Source organism: Bacillus sp. NPDC093026, assembly GCF_044754665.1.
In the GTDB taxonomy this organism is placed as follows: Bacteria; Bacillota; Bacilli; order Bacillales; family Bacillaceae; genus Bacillus; species Bacillus maqinnsis.
Window position 1 is genome coordinate 673,486 of the sequence record NZ_JBIVPN010000002.1, and the last position, 21,304, is coordinate 694,789.

Sequence of the window (21,304 nt, forward strand, 5' to 3'; positions counted from 1 at the left end):
TCAGGGATTGTTAATAAGAGGAACGAACTATTTTTTATGGGATAAAAGGGGGAGATTCATTTTTGAAAAAGTCGGTTGTTGCAGAAGATTTGACGAAAATCGTTTCCGTTTCTAATCCGATCTATTCGCCAGACGGGAAAAAGGCTGTCTTTACAAAAGTAACAGTGAATGAGCAAAGAGATGATTACAATATTCATCTGTGGATGCGAAATGAAGCGGAAGCGAAAATATCTCAGTGGACATTCGAAGATGGAAAGCACCATCAGCCAGCTTGGTCTAACGATGGAGAGCAGCTTGCATTTATTTTACAAAAGCCGAAAGGAATCCCACAACTTGCATTGATTCAAAGTCAGGGAGGCGGTGTCCGCATCTTAACGAAAATTCCATACGGGATATCAAATCCTGTCTTTTCATCGGATGGTTCTTTCATTTATGCGGGCGTTCCTTTAAAACAAACAGAATCTGTAGAAGACGAGGAAAAGCAAGAACGAGACGATTTTGCTCCAGCGATATATGATGATTTGACGTATAAAGCGGATGGAAGAGGCTTTTTAGAAGGTCGCTTTACACAAATCGTCAAAGTGGATATTCTTTCAGGGAAAATTGAGCAAATCACCAACCAGCAGGCAAACCATGTGAATCATACGATATCTCCTTGCGGAAAATGGCTAGCATATATTCAAACAACCCTTCGCACGCCTTACATAAGTGATGTGTTTCTCCTTTCATTAGAGGATGGTACAACCAAAAAAGTAACACAATCAAAGGGGGCCTACTCTAGCGTATCCTTTTCCCCAAACGGAGAAAAACTTGTGTTTATTGGACATGAACGAGAATTCCAAAATGCAACCTTTCCGTCATTATGGCTGTATGATTTGAAGGGAGAGAATATCCTCAATCTATCTGAAATGCTCGATATGTATGTTGGCAATTGTGTAGCAGGTGATAGTGTGATAGGTAACGTTAATCAAATTCCGCAATGGACAAAAGATAGTCAAGGGTTTTATGCGCTTGTATCTGATCAAGGAAGCACAGGAATTTACTATTTTTCGATTGAAGGATTAGCGTATCCAGTTCGACTAGAGGCGGAACATATCACCAACTTCAGTCTTCATCCAGATGAAACAAAGATGCTGGTCAGTCGTTTGTCATCCATTTCTCCAAGTGAGCTGTATGAGCTGACTTTAGGGGAACAAGCACTAAAGCAGCTGACCTTTGAGCATGAATCGTTCCTAAAGGAACATACATTGTCAGTGCCAGAGCCGTTCTCTTTTCAATCGAAGGAAGGAGATACGGTGTATGGCTGGTTGATGAAGCCTGCTCATGTGGAAGAGGGGAAAAAGTACCCGCTCATTCTAGAGATTCATGGAGGACCGCATGCGATGTATGGTCATACGTATTTTCATGAATTTCAAATGCTCGCCTCTGAAGGGTATGCCATTGTTTACGTGAATCCTCATGGTAGTCACGGGTATGGTCAGATGTTTGCCGACCGCGTGAGAGGAAACTATGGTGATGTAGATTATGAGGATGTCATGGATGCCGTTGACTATGTGTTAGAAACAGAGGATGTTCTTGATGAAACAAGGCTTGGTGTGACTGGAGGTAGTTATGGCGGATTTATGACCAACTGGATAATTGGACAAACGGATCGCTTTAAAGCAGCTATCACGCAGCGGTCGATCTCAAACTGGATTAGCTTTTATGGAATAAGTGATATTGGCTACTTCTTTACGAGGTGGCAGATTGGTGGAGATATTTACGACTCTATTGACAAGTTATGGGACCGTTCTCCATTAAAATATGCGAAGCAGATGCAAACCCCTCTTCTGATTTTACACAGTGATGAAGACTATCGCTGTCCGGTAGATCAAGCAGAGCAACTATTTGTAGCATTGAAAGAGCTTGGGAAAGATACACGATTGATCAAATTTCCGAAAGCGTCTCATGATTTATCCAGAAGCGGTCATCCCACGCAACGAATACAAAGACTGACCTTTATCAATGAATGGTTTCGAGAGAAGCTATCCACATAAAAAAAACGACCTGCAATGGGTCGTTTTTGTATTCATATATGATTTAGAAAACCTGTTCAACTTCTACAACGCCAGGCACTTCTTCTAATAATGCACGCTCAATACCGGCTTTAAGTGTAATGGTTGAACTTGGGCAGCTTCCGCATGCACCAAGAAGACGCAATTTCACAATACCATCTTCAATGTCTACAAGCTCACAGTCTCCACCATCACGTAATAGGAATGGACGAAGTTTGTCCAGTACTTCCTGTACTTGGTCTTTCATTTCGACTTCAGTCATTAGAGATATTCGCTCCTTTCACAACATATCACCATTATATTCATCTGGACGATAAAAATCTATTGATTGGTTTCAAAGTTTCTTTCTCATTATAGCACATTCTTATATTGAAACAAAAAGTCATTTTGACTTTTTTTAAACAGAAATTTCAGCTAAAATGAAAAAAGAACAGGGGGCTTGTAGAATGAATCAAATCGTTGATCTTTACGTATATGGAAGAGATGTACGATGTGCCAGCTGCGTGAATCTGCCTTCTTCAAAAGATACATATGAGTGGTTAGCTGCAGCGTTAAAACGAAAATATCCGAATCAACCTTTTCGCATCACATATGTCGATATTGAGCAACCTCCGGAAAATGAACGTCAAAAAGAGCTGTCCCAGCGGATTTTAGAGGATGAGTTCTTTTATCCGCTAGTCCTTGTAGAGGATCAAATTGTCGGAGAAGGCAATCCAAGATTAAAAGACATTGATCAAGAAATGAAGAAGTACGGTTACAAAGAGAGCAGCGAATAAGCTGTTCTTTTTTTGAGAAAAATAAATAGAACACATGTTCTTTTTAGGGTTGAAAGAGAACGTATGTTTCGTTTATAATGAAATCAAAGGAGCGTGAGCATCATGAATTATTTACTTAAACAATCTCTTCATCAGAAAACACCGATTGAAATGATTTATATGAAGAAAAACGGAGATTGCACGAAGCGGAAAATTATCGTACACCGTCAATCTGAACAGTTGATACAAGCGTATTGTTTATCGAAGAAGACAATGAGAACATTTCGTAAAGACTGCATTCTTGCCCTTGCTCCTATACGTTTTACAAAACCATCGGCACATGCCGTTTCATAGAAAAAAGCTCCTTTTCAAGTTAAGGAGCTTTGAGAAAAAATTCGCATAGAATTAACCATTGTGATGCTTGTACATCCAAAGGAGTCCTGATTTTAGTAGTCTTGGTACACGTCCAACAAGCGGACGATCGGCAACTAAGCCAAAGCCTGCTTTTTTTCCTAAAGAACCTAATACGCCTTTCAGTTTAAACTGCGGATACGCTTCAGGTAGAGGCTCGTTTTTCCAACGTTTTTGTAGAGACTGGACGATTTGTTCTGCCTGTGCTTCAGCAAGTTGTGCACTTGGTGCATGCGGAAGGCTTGCACAATCACCAACGACATATACATGCTCATCTCCAGGGAGATTATGATGAGGTGTTAATACCACACGACCTTGTGCGTCTTTTTCAACTTCCATGTCTCGTACCACTTTGCTTGGCTGAATGCCTGCTGTCCACACAATGACATCTGCTTCAATCGCATGATCATGGTTATAAACGAGTCCTTCTTCAACCTTCGTAATATTTGCGCAATTAATGATCTGCACGTCATTTTCTTCAAACCACTTCTGTACATATAGACTTAATCTCTTTGGAAAGCTTGATAGAATCAGTTCTCCACGGTCAAATAGAATAATGTTTAAATCAGCTCTGCTTTCTCGCAGTTCACTGGCTAGCTCTACCCCACTTAGCCCAGCACCGACAATCGCAACCGTTGCACCTGCACTTAAGTTGTTTAATTTGTTATACGTAAGTCTTGACTGATCAATGGTTTGAATGCTGTATGTATGTTCCTTTGCACCAGGGACATCATGGTACTTGTCCTCACAGCCGAGTCCAATGACAGTGTCGTCATATAGAATCGGTTCACGATCGCTGAATAAGATCAGTTTGTTTTCAAGGTCAATTTTTTCAACTTCCCCATATTGAATATCCAGCTTTGGATGCTCTGGAAAGGATACTCGAATGTGATGATCAGAGATTGTTCCAGCAGCAAGTGCATAATATTCTGTTTTTAAACAGTGGTAAGGGTTTCGATCAATTAATGTGATGGTGACATCATCAGGTAATTGATTTGGCAATAAGCGGTGGAGAACCCGCATATTCCCGTAACCTCCGCCGATCAAGACTAATTTTTTCATGACGATTCTCCTTTTCCCCCTAGACATTGAAAAACACTTATACTAAAAAACTTTAAGTTAAAATACCAAATAAAATTATATCGAATTTACTGTGAAACCACAATAATTGTTTCAAAATAACCTACATATTCATTAGTTAGTCCTAATTAGTAAAACATGTTACACAGATTAGGTGTAACGATTTAGGTAAGCTCATTTTTTGACTAATGAGGTCAAATTCGGTAGGATGTAAAGGCAATGTGAGGTGAAGCACAGTGTTTCCACTGATCGAATTTTGTGTAAGCAATCTTGCACAAGGGTCTCAAGAAGCAAAAGAGAAGCTTGAAAAAGACCCAAACCTAGATGTAATGGAATACGGTTGTTTAAGCTACTGCGGGAAATGTATGGACTCCCCATTTGCGCTTGTGAATGGAGAATTTGTTTCAGGAGAAAATGCAGAGCAGCTAGTAGAGCGTATCTATGCTTTTATAGAGGAAAATGACATGTTTTAAATGCACCATATCGGAACAGGAGGTGCATTTTTTTAAAACTTGGAGCTTCCATTTTCAAGGAGAATTGATAGAAAGCGCATCCAATATGTTATGCTAATAAAATATCATTAAAATGAAGAATTGGTTTTGTTCGGTGGCTAGACAGATGATGCGAAACCGCTAAATCCTGAGTTTATGAGGGCTGTTAGTGTGAATGTTATAAGACCTTGGGGAAATTTTTTTTCCTTAGTTTTCATTGTAAATCTTCCTATATTTGTTGTATTCAGGTGACATCATGCCATGACAAGAGAGGAAGGGCTGGGCATATATGGGTAAAAAAACTAAAAGAAAAAACGATTCTGTTGGAGATCATATGTTTGCTATTGTCGTTGTTTTTCTTATGTGTATGTTCATTATTTCTTCACCTTTTTTGATGTTTTTAGGAGTTTTTAAATTAGTGTCCTTGTTCCCAGATGTTTCAATCAATACAAGTGGTACTTTTAATTCTTTTGTAGTTTTATTTAAGTTTTTCTTGCTAACAGTAGTAGTGGTGGGTGTTGTAGATATAGTGTTCTCCCAAGTTTTGATGAAAAAAAAGGGATTCTTCAATTATGTTAGTGAAGCTATATTCATGTTTGGTGTGTTTTATCTTTATGTTTTGATCTATTCATTGAATGCTCAGGAGATTGTTATAAGGAATAATGGTGTATTGTGGGTATCTTTATTTTTGTTTATTTTGTATGTGGTGATCACTTCAGTGTATCCAATTTCAAAAAGGATACATGGAATGATGATGAGTAATATACAGGATAAATACAAATAAAAATTTATCATGACTGATTTTTCACACGCCTGACAATGGAGAGATTTTAGCACACCCGTAAGTGAGTATAAGTGTGCCATCATCATGGGTATTCTATTTTCAAAATTGCTACCACAAGAAAGGAAACGTTTTGCTTAACACACAGTAGCATCAATGGTTCAAAAAAGTGAAATAAGTTTCCAGTTTGTTTTGAGATGTCTCGGAAAATGGTGCACTCATAAGGAGCGTTAAAGTTTAAAAAAGGTAGTGAAAAATAGTCAACGGTACCACAAGGTGAAAAAGGCATATGCATAATAAAAGCCCTTTGCCATGGCAGCAAAGAGCTTCTATGTATGAAAAACGGGGGATGATAAGATTGTCTCCTGAATTGACTCCTTTTATACTATAAAGAAACAAACATGTTTGGAGGACTTTCATGACATCATTTCAATTTACGAAAATGCACGGACTAGGGAATAATTATATCTACGTCAATCAAATACAAGAACAACTTCCAGAAGAGCAACTATCAGAGATAGCAATCCGCGTGTCTTCAGTTTATACAGGGATCGGTTCAGACGGGATGATTCTCATTTGCCCATCAGACGTTGCGCCTGTAAAGATGCGCATTTTCAACAATGATGGATCAGAGGGAAAAAACTGCGGCAACGGACTTCGTTGTGTCGCAAAATATGTATATGAGCATGAGATTGTGAACGACACTACGTTTCAGATTGAAACGTTATCAGGGCTCGTTGAAGCCACTGTCCATGTACAGGATGGTCACGTTCATTTAGTCACAGTGGATATGGGGAAACCTCGTTTTGAAAAAGAAGCGATGCCAATGCTGGGGGAGCCGGGCAGTACAACGATCAATGAGCCGCTTGATTTTGGCACTGCGACTTTAAATGGAACGGCCGTTTCAATGGGAAACCCGCATATCGTTTTCTATTTAGAGGACATTGAGAAAGCTCCGCTCGATACACTTGGACCGATTATTGAAAAGCACGAGACGTTCCCAGAAGGCGTCAATGTGGAATTTGTGGAAATTGTCAGCGAAACTGAATTGCATTTTCGTGTATGGGAAAGAGGTTCAGGTATCACGCAAGCCTGCGGGACTGGCGCATGTGCAGCTACTGTATCGACGATTGTCAATGGACATGCGAAAAAAGAAACAGATGTGACCGTTCACTTAGCGGGTGGAGACTTAATCATACGCTGGCAGGACAATGATCATGTGCTCATGACAGGACCTGCTGAAACCATTTGTGATGGTCGCTTCTATCTATAAACCATATATTTGAGAAAAGACCGCATCACGTTTATAATTGATAAGAAACATCCAGTCAAAAGGAGGGATGATTATGAGTACACCAGTTACGATTACAGAAGCGGCTGCGTTGCAGATTAAAGATATGATGAAAGAACATGAAGAAGAAAATGCATTCCTTCGAGTGGGCGTAAAAGGCGGCGGTTGCAGCGGTCTTTCATACGGTATGGGGTTTGACCACGAAAAAGCCGAAAAAGATACACAGTTTGAACAGCACGGCATTCAAGTCCTCGTCGACTCCGAAAGTCTTGATATCATGAAAGGAACCATCATTGATTTCAAACAATCATTAATGGGCGGCGGCTTCACCATCGATAACCCGAACGCCATTGCGTCATGCGGCTGCGGTTCTTCTTTTAGAACAGCCACGAATACCGGTACGCCGGAAGAGTGTTAAGGGTTTGGCGTCTATTGATTTTGTTACGTACCTTCTCGAATAGTTAACGAAAAGGTATCACTAGTCATTTATTTTAACAGCTTGCCCTCACAACTGGCTATTTCCGTTCGAAAAGAGTATCATGAAAATCAAATATAAACTGTAGTCAGAAAAGAGGTTGCTGAGATTTGAGTGAACAAATCAATTGCAGGAACTGTCATGAACTGATTCCTTATCGTTCGAAAACGTGTCCGTCTTGCGGGATTGAAAAGCCGCTTCCGAAGAAGGAACGTGCGAAGGATCGAGTGATTTTAGTGGTGGCAGGTATAGTTGTGGTGCTGCTTGTTGCAATGGTTCTTGGAATGGCGAACGCCTATATTGGGGTTTTTCAATAAACGAAAAAGGAGTTCCGCAGGTGGAACTCCTTTTTGGATCCGCTCTTATTTGTTTTCAAATAAGCTTGTAGAGTGAAGAGGCTGTACACGGGCTTTCGGATCCATGTATGCTTTTGCATTGTTCACCGCAGTTGGAGCTTCACCGAATCCGCTTGCGATCAGTTTGACTTTTCCTTCATACGTACAAATGTCTCCTGCTGCAAATAAGCCTTCAATATTTGTTTCCATTGTGGATTTGACGACGATTGAGTTCTTTTCAATTTCAAGGCCCCATTGCTTTATTGGTCCAAGGGAAGAAACGAAACCGAAGTTGACAATGACGTCATCTACATCAAGGACTTGTTTGCGGTCGCCTTTTACCTCTTCGAGCACGATCTGTTCAATGCGCTCTTCACCAATGAGCTCAGTAGGTACAAATGGTGTCAGCACATTGACTTTAGAGTTGTGCAGGTTTTCTACACTGTGCTCATGCGCACGGAATTTATCGCGTCTGTGAACAATGGATACTTCCTTTGCAATTGGCTCAAGCATGAGTGCCCAGTCAACCGCAGAGTCTCCGCCGCCAAGAACAGCCACACGTCTGCCTGCAAATTGGTTCAAATCGTTGATAAAATAATGGAGGTTACTTCCTTCAAACGCTTCTGCTCTTTCAAGCTCTAGCTTTCTCGGTTGGAATGCACCGTTACCAGCTGTAATAATGATCGTTTTAGAATAATGGACCTCTTTGTTCGTCACAAGCTGAAAGATACCGTCAGCTTGTTTTTCAACGGATTCAACTGCTTGTTCTAAGCAAATGGTTTGATCAAATTTATTCATTTGCTCTTTTAAGTGATCAATTAATTCTTGTGCGCGGATTTTTGGAAATCCTGCCACATCATAAATGTATTTTTCAGGGTAAAGAGCAGATAGCTGCCCGCCGAGTTGAGGCAGACTTTCGATAATTTTCACACTTGCCTGTCTCATACCCCCGTAAAAAGCGGTGAACAATCCAACTGGACCGCCCCCGATCACGGTAATATCATATACCTTAGAATCTTCTTGCATTCCTGTAATCCTCCCAAATGAAAATTGTTATCATTATATCATATCATACCACATCTCTTCGATTTTGCTGTTTTGAAAAACTTGTCGTTTTTTGAAATGTAGGTTTAAAAAAGAAGCAAAAATGAGAAAGTCCGTTTATCATAAGGATTTTCCTTTTAAAGTCTTGAAAAACGAAGCAGAAATCGCTATGATTGTTAAGGGAACTAAATATTAATTTTTTATGAATTTTTGTCGGAAACGGTCAGATGCTTTCGATTTTTGTAGGTGAAAGTTCAGATTTTCACATACTTATTTTTTGTCTAAATTTCATAAAATGCCGGAAAGCGGTTGAGAATAACGATATATAATTCTTTATCCCGTTTTACAGCAAATTTAAAAAAGGTGGATGTGATTCCAGTGAATAAACCGAAAATCGTTATATTAGGTGCAGGTTATGGCGGATTAATGACAGTGACAAGACTAACTAAAAAGCTTGGCACAAATGATGCGGACATTACCCTTGTAAACAAGCATAATTACCATTACGAGACAACTTGGCTACATGAAGCAAGTGCAGGTACACTTCATCATGATCGTTGTCGTTATCAAATCAAAGATGTCATTAACAGTTCCCGCGTCAATTTTGTACAAGCAACAGTTCAAAGCATTGATAAAGAGGCTAAGAAAGTTGTGACATCAAATGGCGAACTTTCATACGACTACCTTGTTGTAGCGCTTGGTGCTGTTCCTGAAACATTTGGTATTGCTGGGCTAAAAGAGTATGCATTCTCTATTTCTAACATTAACTCTGCTCGTCAGCTTCGTGAGCACATTGAGCTTCAATTTGCCACATACAATAATGAAGCTGAAAAACGCCCAGAACGTTTGACAATCGTTGTTGGTGGTGCTGGCTTTACAGGAATTGAATTCCTAGGTGAGCTTGCAAATCGTGTTCCTGAGCTTTGCAAAGAGTACGACATTGATCAAAAAGACGTTCGTATTATCTGTGTAGAAGCTGCGCCGACAGCTCTTCCAGGGTTTGATCCAGAATTGATTGACTATGCAGTGAACTACCTTGAAAGTAAAGGTGTTGAGTTCAAAATCGGCACAGCAATCAAAGAGTGCACGCCAGAAGGTATTATTGTTGGGAAAGATGATGATACAGAAGAAATCAAAGCTGGTACTGTTGTTTGGGCTGCAGGTGTACGAGGTAATCCAATTGTTGAAGAAGCTGGATTTGAGAATATGCGTGGTCGCGTAAAAGTATCTCCAGACCTTCGTGTACCTGACCATGATGATGTCTTCATCATTGGTGACTGTTCATTAATCATTAATGAAGAAATCAATCGTCCATACCCGCCAACAGCGCAAATTGCAATGCAACAAGGGGAAACGGTTGCGAAAAACTTGGCAGCGCTAGTGAAAAACGGTACGCTTGAGAGCTTTAAGCCAGACATCAAAGGAACAGTTGCTTCTCTTGGTGAACACAACGCAGTAGGTGTTGCATTTGGCAAGAAATTGCAAGGTACGAAAGCTTCTGCCATGAAGAAAATCATCGACAACCGATCTTTATTCATGGTTGGCGGACCCGGACTTGTTCTGAAAAAAGGTAAATTCAAATTCTTCTAAAATAAACAAATGGAAAACGTGTATCCTCGTGATACACGTTTTCAGATTGAATGACAAAGGGCTAAAATGGTTTTTATTTTAGCCCTTTGTCATCTTTTCAGCGATCTCCCTTGAAGTTGAGGAAGACCTATGCGGAGCGAATGAAATATTCGTGAGCACCGACGCTCAATCGTCTACACGTTTTTTCTTATAAAAAACGGAAGATTTTCTCACTTGGTGCTGGACAGTAAAGTGTGGTATAGTATGAATTATCAGAAAATTTTGATTAAGGAGTGGGCAATATGAAAACACAAACAAAAGAAAAGCAGTCTACCTGTCAATATTGTTCAGGGAAAGGGTATTTTCAGCTATTGCTCGGCGGATCTGAAACATGTGAGGAATGCAAAGGGACAGGAAAGAAGTATCGGTAAATAAGCATTTTCCATTGATTGACTTCATCTCTATTTCCAAGTTAAACTAATGATGGGATATTTGGGGGTGGAGATGAAGTGATCAGTTTACCGGTGGTTATTATTTCAGTTATTTTATTTTTCGTGCTATTCTTTGGTATCGGCTTTTTGCTGAATATGTTGCTTAGAATGTCATGGATAATGGCAATTTTATATCCAATTGTATGCCTTTTCATTATTAATAATGAAAAAATGATTACATATGTAAGAGAGCCTGCCATTGCCTTTTCAGGTATATGGGAACGTATAATATCACTCGCTGCAGCAGATATTATCATTTTATTAAGCGGCCTTATGGGAGCGATTGCATCCGGATTTGTCATCAATGCCCTTCGAAAAAGAGGTTATCAAATGTTTTAACTCACTTGTTTGTTTGCAAGTGAGTTTTTTGTTTCTCCTATGCATAGTTTCCACATGGTTTGGAAACAAATAGATGGGTAGAGGAGTGACAAATATAGATGAAAACATGGATAAAACGAATGCTCATGACAGCCTTGTTCATCCTTGCGCTCATGACAAGCTTTACGGGCATATCAGGAGTAGAGCCAAGTGATCTGGCAGCGTGGATGAATGAAACGGATGCTGTCAAGCAGGTATCTTCTTTTTTTCATGATAAAAGTAAACAGACAATGGCAGTGAAAAGTGATGATTTACGAGCTGTTTCTCTCGAAGAAGCCTTTAACTGGAATGAATATCCGAAGCAAAAGGTCGTCGCTACGGGTTATACAGCAGGCGTGGAATCAACAGGCAAGACGAAGGAACATCATGCATACGGCATTACATATTCAGGAGTAAAGGTAAAACGCGATTTATATTCAACAGTGGCCGCTGATCCAGCTGTCTTTCCAATTGGTACAGTGCTGTTTATACCAAATTATGGATACGGTGTGGTAGCCGATACCGGCAAGGCCATTAAAGGTCATAAGCTTGATTTATATTATGAAACCGTTGATGATGTGTATAGAGAATGGGGTAAAAAAGTGCTGGACGTGTATATCATCAAAAAGGGAGACGGCACTTTAACGGAAAAAGAATTAAATCAGTTAAATGAAGCTGAATCTATGCAAGTATTTCGTCAACAATTTCAAGCAAATAAAGAATAGAAAAGCTTTGGGTCTATGACGCCCAAAGCTTTTTCCGCTTCTACATCAAGTAATAATCTAAGATGAGTGTAAGCAAGATGCCTGTCAAGCCCCCGAAGAATACTTCTATCGGCTTATGCCCAAGCAGCTCTTTCAATTTCTTTTGTTTCTCTTTTTCTTCTGCACTTGGAAAATTCTTTGCTTCTACTACAAAATGGTTAAAGTCTGTCACCAGTTTGTTGAGAACAGTGGCTTGCTCTCCTGCCTGTCTGCGAACACCTGTCGCATCAAACATTGTAATAATAGCAAATATGGCGGAAATGGCAAAAATAGATGTTCCTAGCCCGTGCTCTAAAGCAACTGCTGTTGAGAGTGCTGTCACTGCTGCGGAGTGTGAACTTGGCATTCCGCCTGTGCTTGTAATGAGCGACCAATCTAGTCGTCTAGAAATGATAAATTGAATAGGTACTTTTACAAATTGTGCAAAAAAGATGGCTGCAAGGCTGGCAAGCAGCGGAAAATTCGTTAGTACGCTCATGAACAAGAAACATCCTCTCTTTAAGAAAAAAATATCGTGTGAAATCGTTGACGTTTTACCCGATTAGGATAAAAAATGATTGCGGTAAGAACCGTTGCCAAGTTCATTTTCATTATAACATTAAAAAAAGTAGATGTGGAACGAGGAGAACATGGACCGGTTTATCAATATGTGATCGCTTCTACATGATGCCCCTTTGTGTTCAAAAATATAAATGTTCACTAGAGAAAGACAGCCAGCAATGATCGTACAGACACACAAATTTTGCTATAATAAAAGTTCCAATGCGGAAAATGGGTTCATTGAAGGAGCGTGTGATAAGTATGTTTTTCTCAACAAATGAGTTGCAACATAAAGATACACTGGCCATTGGACTTTTCCAAAAGAGCCAATTATCAGGAAAAGCAAAAGAAATGGATGAATTACTTGAAGGAAGAATTACTGAATTATTAAAAGAAGGTGATATTTCCTCAAAACGAAACCAGCTTTCTAAATTCTTTCCATCACCTGAAACAGGCATCAAACGCATTTATTTTGTCGGTCTTGGGAAAGAATCAGATTATACGTTTGAAGAGGCAAAAGAAGTCTTTGCGCACTTATTTAAAAAGCTTCATCAGGATAAGAAACAAGCAGTTTCTGTCTTACTTGATACGTTTATTGGGAAGGATTTGCCTGTTAATGATGCAGCACATGCCCTTTCTGAAAGCTGTCTGCTCGCTACATATGAATTACAAGATTTTAAATATAAAACAAATGAACCTGATCGTTTTATCGAATTTGTCTATGTAACAACAGAACACGATGTTGCTGAAATTCAGGCTAGCCTGAAAGTAGGCGAAGTGTATGGGCAATCTGTCAATTCGGCTCGTACACTTGTGAATATGCCGCCCAATATGCTGACATCCTCTGATCTTGCCTCCTATGCGGCAGAGCTTGCTTATAAATATGAATTCGAGATTGAAATTTTGGACAAAGAACAAATGGAAGAGCTCGGTATGGGCGGGATTCTAGCCGTCAATAGAGGCTCAACAGAACCGCCAAAATTGATCATCCTGAAATATCAAGGCAAGGAAGAATGGACAGATGTGATCGGACTGGTTGGAAAAGGGATCACCTATGATACAGGTGGATATTCGTTAAAACCAAGAGCAAGTATGGTGGGAATGAAAACAGATATGGGTGGAGCCGCTTCTGTTTTAGGAGCGATGGAAATGATCGGTGAGCTTCGTCCAGAGCAAAATGTGATTGCTGTCATTGCTTCGACAGATAATATGATATCAGCAGATGCGATGAAGCCTGATGATGTCATTGTGTCACTTAGTGGAAAAACCATTGAAGTGCTGAATACAGATGCAGAAGGAAGGCTGGTGTTAGCAGATGGGATTACGTATGCGAAGCAGCACGGCGCATCTGTGCTTGTTGATGTGGCTACATTAACAGGCGGCATAATCGTTGCACTTGGAAATGAGACAACAGGGGTCATGACAAATAGCCCTGAACTCTACGCACAATTTAAAGATGCATCAGAAGAATGCGGAGAGATGATTTGGCAACTGCCAATTACAGAAAAAGATAAAAAACGCGTACGAAATAGCAAAATGGCTGACCTCAATAACTCACCTGGTCGTGATGGTCATGCGATCATGGCAGGTGCTTTCCTTGGCGAATTTGCTGAGGACACACCATGGATTCACTTAGACATTGCGGGTACAGCAACAACGGAAAAACCTTCATGCTTCGGTCCAACAGGCGCAACAGGCGTAATGGTGAGATCAATAGCGACATTTGTAGAAAGATTTGAAGCAAAGGAATAAAAGTAAGAGCTCTGCCAGTTGGCGGGGCTTTTTTGATGATAGGAAAAACGTCATTTGACGAAGTTTTTCTTCTATGGTAACATACGTTGGTACTTTAATTATCTACTACATTAGTAAACTAAAGGATTTTGGAGGTTTCACCATGAATGCAGTGGTTTTAGCGGTTGTTTTGATGTTGATATTAAGTTTGCTACGGGTCAACGTGGTGATTGCGCTGGCGCTTGGTGCATTAGCAGGTGGGCTTGCAGGCGGATTAGGTCTTGGAGGGACGATTGAAGCATTTACAGACGGTCTTGGAGGGAATGCGACAGTAGCTATTAGTTATGCGCTTTTAGGTGCATTTGCAGCTGCGCTGACGAAAACGGGTCTTCCAGATGCAATGGTGGAAGGGGCAGTAAAGCTCCTTGGAAAAGAAGGCGACACAAGAAGAAAAACGCTATCAAAAGTGCTCATTATTCTAGTCATCTTGATCGTATCGTGTTTTTCACAAAATGTTGTTCCTGTTCACATTGCGTTTATACCGGTCTTGATTCCACCATTGTTAAAAGTGTTTAATGAACTTCAAATTGACCGCAGATTGCTAGCATGTGTCATAACCTTCGGACTCACTGCACCATATATTTTGCTTCCAGTTGGTTTCGGACAAATTTTCCATGGGATGCTTCGTGACAACATGAAAGATGCTGGATTGACTGTTCAATTAGCAGATATTCCGTATGCGATGCTCATTCCTGTCACAGGCATGGTCCTTGGATTAATCGTCTCACTTTTTGTCTATCGTAAGCCAAAAGTATATGAGGATCGTGATATTACGGATGTAGAGAAATCAGCTTATACGAAAAAAAGTCTTTTCTGTGCGGTTCTTGCCATCCTTGTCTCGCTCATCGTCCAGCTTTATTTATCGCAAAGCCTTGGAGTTGAAGGTATGATCTTCGGCGCACTGGCAGGACTTATTGTCCTGTTTGTCACTGGAATGATGAAGCGAGATGAAGCTGATGAACTGATTACATCTGGAATGAACATGATGGCTTTTATCGGTTTTGTCATGCTTGTTGCGGCTGGATTTGCAAACGTATTAACGAAGACAGGAGACATTGAGACTCTTGTCAAAGCTTCCTCTCATGTTATAGGAAACAATCAGAGTTTAGCTGCAATCTTGATGCTTTTGGTTGGCTTGCTTGTGACAATGGGCATTGGGTCATCCTTTGCGACGATTCCAATTATTACGACCATCTTTGTTCCACTTTGTTTGCACTTAGGATTTAGTCCGATGGCCACCATTGCGATCATTGGTTCAGCTGCGGCTGTAGGTGATGCGGGATCACCTGCAAGTGATAGTACCCTTGGACCGACGTCTGGGCTGAATATGGATGGACAGCATCACCATATCTGGGGTACTTGTGTGCCGACATTTATCTATTATAATATTCCGCTTGTCTTGTTTGGCTGGCTTGCGGCAATTATTCTGTAAAATCAAAAAGGTTCCTAAGTGAAGGAACCTTTTTGCACATTTATGAAGCGGTCTGTTCTTTTCGCAAGGATGTGGCTTTTGAGACAGAACGATCAATTTTAGGTGCCAGCATCGCAAGTAGCAGGGTAAAGGCATAATCTTTCACCATAAACCAGACCATAAAAAACCATGTTGTTTGATAGGAGATAGGTGCATTGAGCCAGATATTTAACGCCAAGTACGTATAAGTTGTCCCAATCACATACATAATGGTGGTTCCAGCAATAGCAGCAAGAAAAAAGCTTGGAAATCCAGGATTTTTTCTCTTTTCAAGAATGAATCCGGAAAGCCATGCGGCAGGAATATACGATAAAATAAAGCCACCGCTTTTGCCTAAAATGACCCCAAAGCCTGCTGAAAATTGTGCGAATACAGGTGCACCAGCGATGCCAACTAATGCATAAACAATCATTGCTAATGCGCCAAGCCGTCTGCCAAGTAATAGACCTGCAAGCACACAAAAAAATGGCTGCATCGTTAATGGAATACCGCTAACCTGTAAAAAGGGTACAATCGCTGTGATATTTGCACCAATTGCCATCAGTGCAGCAAACATTCCAACTAGCACAAAGTCAGCGGTTTTTGTCTTCATTTGCATGATGTTTCCCCCTACCCTAGTTCTGTACAAATAGATTAAGGGGAAGAGGATATTTTGTCAACTTATTTTTATTTTGAGTTAACAAATAAAAACCGCCAACAGAATGGCAAATGGCGGTTTTCGTGTTTAGGCTTTTGTCATAGCAGACGTATCAATAGCTTCACTTACAGGTACATAGGCATAACCAAGGTCACGTGCAACGGCTTCATGTGTGATGTGTCCGTTCATTACATTTACCCCTTCAGCAATGGCTCTGTTCTCATTGATGGCTTTCGCAACGCCTTTGTTTGCAATTTGCAGCGCATAAGGAACGGTTACATTGGTTAGAGCAACTGTGGATGTTCTTGGGACAGCGCCCGGCATGTTAGCGACTGCATAATGTAAAATGCCGTGTTTTACATAGGTTGGTTGATCGTGTGTTGTTATATGATCGACTGTTTCCACAACTCCGCCTTGGTCAATGGCAACATCTACAATTACGGATCCAGGCTTCATTTGTTTGACCATTTCTTCTGTGACAAGTGTTGGTGCTTTAGCTCCTGGAATGAGCACAGCACAAATGAGAAGGTCCGCTTCTGCTACTGAATCTGCAATATTTACTGGATTTGATATCAATGTTTTGATTTGATGACCAAATTGATCGTCAAGCTGGCGCAGTCTTTCTGCGTTCAAATCAATGAGTGTTACATTTGCTCCAAGTCCAATCGCCATTTTTGCTGCATTTGTTCCAACAACACCGCCGCCAATAATGGTGACCTTGCCTCTTGATACCCCTGGAACACCGGCAAGCAAAATCCCTTTCCCGCCTTTTGGTTTTTCAAGGAATTGTGCACCGATTTGAGCTGCCATTCTGCCGGCAACTTCAGACATAGGGGTTAAAAGTGGAAGTGACTTTCCGTCTCTTACCGTTTCATAAGCAATGGCTGTGACACCTTTTTGTTTTAATGCTTCAGCCAAGGAGGGCTCTGCTGCAAGATGAAGGTACGTAAATAAAATAAGGCCTTCTCTGAAATGTTGATATTCCTCAGGCAATGGTTCTTTCACCTTCATGATCATATCAGATGATGCCCAAACATCTTTCGCATGCTTGATGATCTCTGCACCAACAGATATATAATCGTCATCGGTGAATCCGCTTCCAAAACCAGCATTTGTTTCAATTAAAATCTGGTGTCCAGCAGAAAGCAATTGAGAAGCTGCTCCTGGTGTTAATGCTACTCGGTTTTCATTGTTCTTAATCTCTTTTGGTATGCCGATGATCATGTTTATTCCTCCTATGTGTATCTAATGATATTGTATGTATAGTTTATCCTGAAAGATAAAAAAATTCTTCGGTTGAAATAAAAAATAAAAAAACGTCTGTTTGTGAAATTTCACAAATGGACGTTTTTTAGCTTTATATCAAGGTAAATGGTCATTTTTTCATTCATATTTTTCAAGTCAATTTCTGCAATGTCTGTAATCCGCTTTAGTCTATAATTCAATGTATTAATATGAATATTCAATTGCTTTGCAGCAATATTGACGTTACTGTCACAATCTATAAATCGTTCAAGTGTTTCGACTAAATTAGAGTGGTGTCTCAAATCATAATTCTCAAGCTTGGATAAAGAATAGCTTGAATAAGAGGAGCCTTTTCGTTTTTCAGCAAGCACATCTAAATATTGATAAATACCTAATTCAGAAAAACTGTTTAAACGTTCTGTTTCTAAGGGAAAACGTTCTTTTGTTTTTAATACAGCCAGTGCCTCTTTGTAGGATGGTTGAATATGAGAAATATTATCATAAATTCCGCCAATAGCCGCTTGCACGTGATGGATATGATAACGATCAGACAATTGTTGCAGCATACTGTTTGTAAACTGTTTAATATCTTGAAGTGGATGTTCCGTTTTTGGTGAGACAAGAATAATCATTTCATGAAAATCAACAGTCGTTAATAACACCTGTACTTGCTGCGTCGTTTCAAGCAGATATGAAAGCTTTTTCTCTGTCTCCTCTGTGAGCTCATCTAGAAGACGAAAGATGATGATCGCGTACGTGTCCGGACATCTCATGCCAAGTCGCATAAATAGGTCAAGTATTTCATCCTTTTCATGAATATGGCCTGTGAGCATCTTCCAAAAAAGTTCCTGGTTTCGTTCTTCTGTTTTCGTTTTTCGAATTTGTAAATTAAGCAATTTGTTTTTAACGGCGTTTGCCGCCATTTTGAGAAGCTCCATTTCTTTTTCTGAAAAAGGCTGTGTTGATTCAATGGCCCAGATAAATCCGAGCACTTCTTTGTCCTTCCAAATTGAAATCGCTACCCTACTAGAGAGACCGACTTCGGCTATTTGAGGCACACGAAGCGGTTCATCAGTTTTCAGGAGTGTAGGAATAATGCCATCCTTCCAAAGCCGATTAATGACTTTTTCCGGTACACGGCGGGAGATAATAGTTGAAGTTCTAGCGGGATCAGTGAAATCATTATGTGTACTATACGCTAATAATCTATGATGAGTGTCTTCTATTGTAATAGGGCAATTGAGCACATCACTAATTTGATCTGCCACATCTTCTAAACGATCAAGACTATACTTAAATGGATCTGTCTTTTTGGTCATAAAAACCCCTGCTTTTTAGAATATTTCACGTACTTACATTATGAAGAGAACTAGTCACGTAAATCAATAACAAAATGCCAAAAAATTAAAAAAACAGGAAGATTGGATGTTCATCAGTTTGGTCAAAACGGGATAATTTGAAGGAATAGTACAATAACAGCTTAGTAAAAAAATAATAGGCATAAAGATTCATTGGAAGATACTTCATCATATTGGTAATATATAACTAAAAATATGTAAAATAATAGATAAAGAGCGAAAAAACAGTAATTCTATAGACTCATTTTGTAAAATAAAAACAGATTTGTTTGACTGTGTATCATTTCTGTTTTTATAATAATAACGTTAAAAAATAAGTGGATTAGCCCATTATATAGCGGCTATGCACGGGAGGTAATGAGGAATATGTCAGGAATTATTCGCGTAACCCCAGAAGAACTAAGAGCGACCGCTAAGCAATATGGTGTAGAAAGTCAAGAAGTGCTAAACCAAGTTGATCGTCTAAATAGAATGATCTCTGATTTAAAAGGTATGTGGGAAGGTGCTTCTAGTGATGCGTTCGCTGATCAATACGAACAGCTTAAGCCTTCATTCATTAAAATGTCTGATCTATTAACAGATGTCAGCAATCAGCTTGAACAAACTGCAAATACACTTGAAAGCACTGACCAAGACATCGCTAGCCAAATTCGCGGCTAATCAAAGTTACTTCCTTTCTAAGTGTAATGAGCAAAAAAAGCGCCGAGTCTGTCAGTTGATGCCGGCGCTCTTTCTATTTTGCGAGGTGGAAATTTGTGTATATCGATATTACCATCGACTTAAAAAATTATGATGGCAGTGTGTTTGATTTGAGACTATCAAATTATTTACAAATTAAGCAAGTCATTCATATCGCCTGGCAGGCAAAACAAATCTCGCTTCCAAAGAGAGCAGGCGGATGGGTGCGTGTAGTCAATAAGAAAGCTGTGTTTTCAGGCGAATATAAGCTGTCAGACTGTGGGATTACCACGGGGGATAGGCTGGAAATACTATGAAAGGACTTTTGTAAATGGCAGATAAAAAGAGTTCCTATTTAGAAGAACAATTAGAAGCAGTCATGAAAAAAGAGGAAGGCATCTATACCTTCATTTTTCAAAGAGAGACCATTAAACTCTTAGACGGTTTAGAAGCGGCTCCCATAAAAGATATCAATCCTTCATTTAAAAAAGAGATTCAATTGACTGAAGGGGAGGTCATCATATCCATTGAACCGCCTTCTGCCTATCAGGAATTTCGTTTCATCCATGCAAAAGATGAAAAAAGCAAATGGATTTTTTCATACCAGCTTGTCGATGCTGTTTGCAAACACGACGTGAAACGGCTGCATCTCATTGTTTCTCCTGAAAACATTGTTTTTCATCAGGGCTTAGCCCCTGCATTTTTGCATTACGGTGTAAAAGAAAGCATCCCGCCATATGAAACCGACTCGAATCGTCTGCTCAGAGAGGTTAAAGCAGTTGTCCTAAGAGTCGTTGACCATGAATATGAGTTCAAAGAATATTTAACCTATCATGATACGTTGAAATTATCTGAGTTAGCAAAGGAAATCAGTGAAACAGCTTCACTCGACGAGCTGCTTCATCTTATCCAAAGCAAGATTGAAGCGATCGAAACGAAAGAAAAAACGTTGTTATCTATTCCAAAAAAGAAAAGGAAGATCGAACGATACATAGGGCTAGGTCTTATTGTCCTTTTAGTGCCTGCATTGGTGTATACCATCTACAGCCTCTTTTTTGCGATGCCGAAACAAGAAGCATATGTCGAGGCCAATAAATATTATCTCAACAAACAATACAGTCAAGTAATTGACACATTAGAAAAATATCCCGCCAATCAAATGCCGGTCTCTCTTCAATATGAACTGGCCATTTCATATGTGCAAACGAATCAAGGTAATCTGTTATTAGATCAACACAAAAAGGAAATTACCGATACGTACACCTTGCAAACAGATCCGCAATATTTTCTATTTTGGATTTACATTGGTCAAGGAAACAGCAAAGAAGCCCTTGATATTGCAAGGGTACTCGGGGACGATCGTTACATTTTTACAGCACTCGTCGCATATCGTAATGAAATCCAAAACGATGACAGTCTCTCGGCTGAAGAAAAACAAAAACAGCTAGATCCAATCATTAAAGAAATGGCGAAATATGAAGAAAAAGAAACAACTAAGACAAGCACAAATGAGTCTTCAAATACTAGTCAAACGGGCGAAACATCTGATCAAAAAGAGCAATCAAAAGCTGATCAGGAGAAAAAAGAGAAAGAATCTAATGAAAAAAAAGAAACTTCTCAGACGAAAAAAGATGAGAAAAAATAATTCTTTCGATACAACTGACAGTTGGTACTGTCCTATGAGGA

General features: G+C 39.8%; 23 protein-coding genes and 1 pseudogene. 17 read left to right on the top strand and 7 right to left on the bottom strand.

Annotation, left to right across the window (positions count from 1 at the left end):
• The first annotated feature begins 62 nt into the window (after positions 1-62).
• Entirely contained in the window at positions 63-2,036 is a 1,974-nt protein-coding gene (locus ACIQCE_RS08360) for a S9 family peptidase (RefSeq protein ID WP_400494380.1), read from the top strand.
• Between the two features lie 43 nt (positions 2,037-2,079).
• Here the strand turns inward: ACIQCE_RS08360 and ACIQCE_RS08365 are convergent.
• Positions 2,080-2,416 (bottom strand): annotated as a pseudogene (locus ACIQCE_RS08365) (NifU family protein).
• 84 nt (positions 2,417-2,500) lie between these two features.
• Between ACIQCE_RS08365 and ACIQCE_RS08370 the strand changes: the two are divergent.
• Both ACIQCE_RS08370 and ACIQCE_RS08375 read left to right on the top strand, forming a co-directional pair.
• Positions 2,501-2,830, top strand: coding sequence for a YuzD family protein (locus ACIQCE_RS08370; RefSeq protein WP_400494381.1), 330 nt, complete (start codon positions 2,501-2,503; stop codon positions 2,828-2,830).
• Positions 2,831-2,932: 102 nt separating this feature from the next.
• Positions 2,933-3,163: a WYL domain-containing protein gene (locus ACIQCE_RS08375; protein WP_400494382.1), complete on the top strand. Its 231-nt coding sequence runs from the start codon at positions 2,933-2,935 to the stop codon at positions 3,161-3,163.
• A gap of 51 nt (positions 3,164-3,214) precedes the next feature.
• Here ACIQCE_RS08375 and ACIQCE_RS08380 read toward each other — a convergent pair whose 3' ends face one another.
• Positions 3,215-4,282, bottom strand: a complete 1,068-nt coding sequence (locus tag ACIQCE_RS08380) for an NAD(P)/FAD-dependent oxidoreductase (protein ID WP_400494383.1) — start codon at positions 4,280-4,282, stop codon at positions 3,215-3,217.
• A gap of 254 nt (positions 4,283-4,536) precedes the next feature.
• On the opposite strand from ACIQCE_RS08380, the gene ACIQCE_RS08385 reads away from it, so the two are divergent.
• The 5 genes from ACIQCE_RS08385 (at position 4,537) to ACIQCE_RS08405 (ending at position 7,655) form a co-directional block, all read left to right on the top strand.
• The gene (locus tag ACIQCE_RS08385; RefSeq protein ID WP_008346813.1) at positions 4,537-4,773 is read left to right on the top strand and encodes a YuzB family protein; all 237 of its coding nucleotides are present in this window, start codon (positions 4,537-4,539) and stop codon (positions 4,771-4,773) included.
• Between the two features lie 307 nt (positions 4,774-5,080).
• On the top strand, positions 5,081-5,575 hold the full coding sequence (locus tag ACIQCE_RS08390) for a hypothetical protein (RefSeq protein ID WP_400494384.1): 495 nt from the start codon (positions 5,081-5,083) through the stop codon (positions 5,573-5,575).
• A gap of 415 nt (positions 5,576-5,990) precedes the next feature.
• Entirely contained in the window at positions 5,991-6,845 is an 855-nt protein-coding gene (dapF, locus tag ACIQCE_RS08395) for a diaminopimelate epimerase (RefSeq protein WP_400494385.1), read from the top strand.
• Between the two features lie 73 nt (positions 6,846-6,918).
• On the top strand, positions 6,919-7,281 hold the full coding sequence (locus ACIQCE_RS08400) for a HesB/IscA family protein (protein WP_353854656.1): 363 nt from the start codon (positions 6,919-6,921) through the stop codon (positions 7,279-7,281).
• Positions 7,282-7,448: 167 nt separating this feature from the next.
• The gene (locus ACIQCE_RS08405) at positions 7,449-7,655 is read left to right on the top strand and encodes a hypothetical protein (protein ID WP_400494386.1); all 207 of its coding nucleotides are present in this window, start codon (positions 7,449-7,451) and stop codon (positions 7,653-7,655) included.
• Between the two features lie 45 nt (positions 7,656-7,700).
• On the opposite strand, the gene yumC is transcribed toward ACIQCE_RS08405, so the two are convergent.
• Positions 7,701-8,699, bottom strand: coding sequence for a ferredoxin--NADP reductase 2 (yumC, locus tag ACIQCE_RS08410; RefSeq protein WP_400494387.1), 999 nt, complete (start codon positions 8,697-8,699; stop codon positions 7,701-7,703).
• 390 nt (positions 8,700-9,089) lie between these two features.
• On the opposite strand from yumC, the gene ACIQCE_RS08415 reads away from it, so the two are divergent.
• The 4 genes from ACIQCE_RS08415 to ACIQCE_RS08430 all read left to right on the top strand — a co-directional run bounded on the left by ACIQCE_RS08415 (position 9,090) and on the right by ACIQCE_RS08430 (position 11,859).
• A complete protein-coding gene (locus tag ACIQCE_RS08415; protein WP_400494496.1) occupies positions 9,090-10,307 on the top strand; it encodes an NAD(P)/FAD-dependent oxidoreductase in 1,218 nt (405 codons plus the stop codon).
• Positions 10,308-10,588: 281 nt separating this feature from the next.
• Positions 10,589-10,717: a YuiA family protein gene (locus ACIQCE_RS08420; RefSeq protein WP_353854661.1), complete on the top strand. Its 129-nt coding sequence runs from the start codon at positions 10,589-10,591 to the stop codon at positions 10,715-10,717.
• 78 nt (positions 10,718-10,795) lie between these two features.
• Positions 10,796-11,116: a YuiB family protein gene (locus ACIQCE_RS08425; protein ID WP_400494388.1), complete on the top strand. Its 321-nt coding sequence runs from the start codon at positions 10,796-10,798 to the stop codon at positions 11,114-11,116.
• A 98-nt stretch (positions 11,117-11,214) separates the two neighbouring features.
• Positions 11,215-11,859: a 3D domain-containing protein gene (locus tag ACIQCE_RS08430; protein WP_353854663.1), complete on the top strand. Its 645-nt coding sequence runs from the start codon at positions 11,215-11,217 to the stop codon at positions 11,857-11,859.
• 40 nt (positions 11,860-11,899) lie between these two features.
• Here the strand turns inward: ACIQCE_RS08430 and ACIQCE_RS08435 are convergent, their stop codons facing one another.
• Entirely contained in the window at positions 11,900-12,376 is a 477-nt protein-coding gene (locus ACIQCE_RS08435) for a divergent PAP2 family protein (RefSeq protein ID WP_353854664.1), read from the bottom strand.
• A 323-nt stretch (positions 12,377-12,699) separates the two neighbouring features.
• On the opposite strand from ACIQCE_RS08435, the gene ACIQCE_RS08440 reads away from it, so the two are divergent.
• Entirely contained in the window at positions 12,700-14,190 is a 1,491-nt protein-coding gene (locus ACIQCE_RS08440) for a leucyl aminopeptidase (protein ID WP_400494389.1), read from the top strand.
• A gap of 142 nt (positions 14,191-14,332) precedes the next feature.
• Positions 14,333-15,661 (top strand): Na+/H+ antiporter family protein, encoded by a 1,329-nt coding sequence (locus ACIQCE_RS08445; RefSeq protein ID WP_400494390.1) that lies wholly within the window; start codon positions 14,333-14,335, stop codon positions 15,659-15,661.
• 40 nt (positions 15,662-15,701) lie between these two features.
• Here the strand turns inward: ACIQCE_RS08445 and ACIQCE_RS08450 are convergent, their stop codons facing one another.
• From ACIQCE_RS08450 to ACIQCE_RS08460, 3 genes are all read right to left on the bottom strand, one after another.
• Positions 15,702-16,298, bottom strand: coding sequence for a biotin transporter BioY (locus ACIQCE_RS08450; protein ID WP_400494391.1), 597 nt, complete (start codon positions 16,296-16,298; stop codon positions 15,702-15,704).
• Between the two features lie 126 nt (positions 16,299-16,424).
• Positions 16,425-17,561, bottom strand: coding sequence for an alanine dehydrogenase (ald, locus tag ACIQCE_RS08455; RefSeq protein ID WP_400494392.1), 1,137 nt, complete (start codon positions 17,559-17,561; stop codon positions 16,425-16,427).
• Between the two features lie 110 nt (positions 17,562-17,671).
• Complete coding sequence (locus ACIQCE_RS08460) at positions 17,672-18,901, bottom strand: sporulation transcriptional activator AdeR (protein ID WP_400494393.1); 1,230 nt, start codon at positions 18,899-18,901, stop codon at positions 17,672-17,674.
• Between the two features lie 405 nt (positions 18,902-19,306).
• On the opposite strand from ACIQCE_RS08460, the gene ACIQCE_RS08465 reads away from it, so the two are divergent.
• The 3 genes from ACIQCE_RS08465 to essB all read left to right on the top strand — a co-directional run bounded on the left by ACIQCE_RS08465 (position 19,307) and on the right by essB (position 21,263).
• The gene (locus ACIQCE_RS08465) at positions 19,307-19,600 is read left to right on the top strand and encodes a WXG100 family type VII secretion target (protein ID WP_353854669.1); all 294 of its coding nucleotides are present in this window, start codon (positions 19,307-19,309) and stop codon (positions 19,598-19,600) included.
• A 95-nt stretch (positions 19,601-19,695) separates the two neighbouring features.
• On the top strand, positions 19,696-19,935 hold the full coding sequence (gene yukD / locus ACIQCE_RS08470) for an ESX secretion system protein YukD (RefSeq protein WP_353854670.1): 240 nt from the start codon (positions 19,696-19,698) through the stop codon (positions 19,933-19,935).
• Between the two features lie 14 nt (positions 19,936-19,949).
• Positions 19,950-21,263, top strand: coding sequence for a type VII secretion protein EssB (gene essB, locus ACIQCE_RS08475; protein WP_400494394.1), 1,314 nt, complete (start codon positions 19,950-19,952; stop codon positions 21,261-21,263).
• The last annotated feature ends 41 nt before the right edge of the window (positions 21,264-21,304 follow it).